The 2,540-nt window shown below is 65.1% G+C and carries 2 protein-coding genes; one reads left to right on the forward strand and one right to left on the reverse strand.

Annotation, left to right across the window (positions count from 1 at the left end; all coding sequences use genetic code 11):
* Positions 1-754 (reverse strand): PAS domain-containing protein (locus tag PHX69_RS16100; protein ID WP_288045153.1); only part of this gene is annotated, 754 nt, incomplete at its 3' end.
* Between the two features lie 233 nt (positions 755-987).
* Here PHX69_RS16100 and mutS point away from each other — a divergent pair.
* A partial coding sequence (mutS, locus tag PHX69_RS16105; RefSeq protein WP_288045154.1) for a DNA mismatch repair protein MutS occupies positions 988-2,540 on the forward strand: 1,553 nt, incomplete at its 3' end.

The raw sequence follows: 2,540 nt of genomic DNA on the forward strand, positions 1-2,540 counted from the left end.
TCATGTGCCAGCGCACACTGCCATCGTCGGACAGCACGCGGTATTCGCGCTGCCAGGGGTGCAAATCGCAGGCCGATTGATCAATGGCACTGCGCAACATGTCCATGTCTTGGGGGTGAACCTGCTGTTGCAATGCACTCAGCTCATGCTTGATGTCAGGGCGCAGGCCCATCAGGTCGTGCACCGCATCGCTGACGTAAGGAAGGCTGGCAGTGCCATCGGGGTGGATGCGGTACTGGTAGATGAACCCCGGAATGCGGCTGGCAATGCGCTGGATAAAACCCAGCTGCTCGCGCAGTTGGCTGGTGGCCAGGTGCTCGTCGGTCACGTCCAACACCACGCCCAACTCCACGGGGTTTCCATCCACCCCGCCCAAACTGCGCACCTGCATGCGCAACCAGCGCACCTGGCCATCGGGGCGGCGCCAGCGGCATTCCAGTTCGGTGCCGTCCATACGCTCACGCGCAGCCAGAAAAGCGGGCAAGTCCTCCGGCAAGATGCCACAGCCATCCTGCCCAAAACTCAGCGACTCCTGCACGGGCAGTCCGGCAATGTGGCACAGGCCTGGCGAACACTGCGCTGCCATGGCCTGCGCACCAGCGTGGCGCCACCAGTATCCGGCGCACGCCAGCCCTTCCATGGCCTGAAAAATCTGCGCCTGCTCACACAACTGGCGCTGCGCGGCAGCCAGCGCGTGCTGCGTCTGCGCCAACGCCTCGCGCAGCGCCTGCACGCTGAGTCCATCGCCGTTCAACACAGACGCCGGACGTGCCATATCCGCAGCGGACAACGCACGATCACCGAAGGGGAAAGGGCCTGCATTCAGGTCAGACGGAGTCACGATGGCTTTGAAACCTCTTGCAAAAATGGACGCTGCAACGCGGGCAATGCAACCATAGTATGTCAAGAAGTAACAAAAAAATAGAGATTTCCCCCGCAAAAAAAGCCCACTGCTACAGTCCACGCCTCATTTCAGCCGACCCGCGTATGCCTGACACGCTCTCCCCCCACACTCCCATGATGCAGCAGTACCTGGCCCTGAAGGCGGGGTACCCCGACACGCTGCTGCTCTACCGCATGGGCGATTTTTACGAGCTGTTCTGGCAAGACGCCGAAAAAGCCGCGCGCCTTCTGGACATCACGCTGACCCAGCGCGGCCAGTCGGCGGGCCAGCCGGTGGTGATGGCGGGCGTGCCGTTTCATGCACTGGAGACGTACCTGGCCCGGCTGATCAAGCTGGGCGAATCGGTGGCCATTGCCGAGCAGGTGGGCGAGGTCGGCGCCAACAAAGGCCCGGTCGAGCGCCAGGTGGTGCGCGTGGTCACGCCCGGCACCCTGACCGATGCCGAGCTGCTGCACGACAAAACCGAATCGCTGCTGCTGGCCGTCCACCAAGGCCCGCGTGCGCGCTGCGGCCTGGCCTGGATGAGCGTGACCCAGGGTGTGGTCTATCTGGCCGAATGCGCTGCCGACGAGTTGAGCGCCTGGCTGGCGCGCACCACGCCCAGCGAGCTGCTCTACAGCGCTGGCAGCACCGAACGCTTTGAGCAGCAGCTGCTGGGCCTGCGCCACAACGCCACCCTGGCCTGCCCCTTGAGCCCCCGGCCCGACTGGCAGTTTGATGCTGCCCTGGGCGAGCGCAAGCTGCTCGAACACCTGGGCGCCGCCAGCCTGCACGCCTGGCAGGCACACGACCTGCCCCAGGCCCACGCCGCCGCCGCCGCGCTGCTGGAATACGCCCAGCACACGCAAGGCTGTCCGCTCACCCACATCCACAGCGTGCAGGTGCAGCGCGCCGATGAACTCATCCACCTGCCTGCCAGCACCCGGCGCAACCTGGAGCTGGTGAAAACCCTGCGTGGCGAGGATGCGCCCACGCTCTTGTCGCTGCTGGACACCTGCATGACCGGTATGGGCAGCCGCCTGCTCAAAACCTGGCTGCTCACGCCCCGGCGCGAGCGCACCGAGGCGCGCCAGCGGCTGGCCGCCACCGCTGCACTGCGTGGCCAGGGCAGTGGCGGGCCGTGGCAGGCGCTGCGCGCAGCGCTCAAGGGCGTGGCCGACGTGGAGCGCATCACCGCCCGCATCGCCCTGCGCCAGGTGCGCCCGCGCGAGCTGGTGGCGCTGTGCAAAACGCTACAAAAATCAGAGCTACTAGCGCACGATACGCAAGGGTTTGAGCCCTATTTGGCACAAATATTGACCGATTTGCAGCCACCTGCCGCCGCCACCGCTCTGCTGCAACGCGCCATCACCGAAGAGCCCGCAGCGCTGGTGCGCGATGGCGGCGTCATCGCCACCGGCTTTGATGCCGAGCTCGATGAGCTGCGCGCCATCCAGACCGACTGCGACGCCTTTTTGCTCGACCTCGAAACCCGCGAAAAAGCGCGCACCGGCATCGCCAACCTGCGCGTGCAATTCAACAAGGTGCATGGCTTTTACATCGAAGTCACACAGGGCCAGGCCAGCAAAGTACCCGACGACTACCGCCGCCGCCAGACCCTGAAAAACGCCGAGCGCTTCATCACCCCCGAACTCAA

Origin of the sequence: Simplicispira sp. (assembly GCF_028687295.1) — a bacterium.
Classification (GTDB): Bacteria; Pseudomonadota; Gammaproteobacteria; order Burkholderiales; family Burkholderiaceae_C; genus Simplicispira; species Simplicispira metamorpha.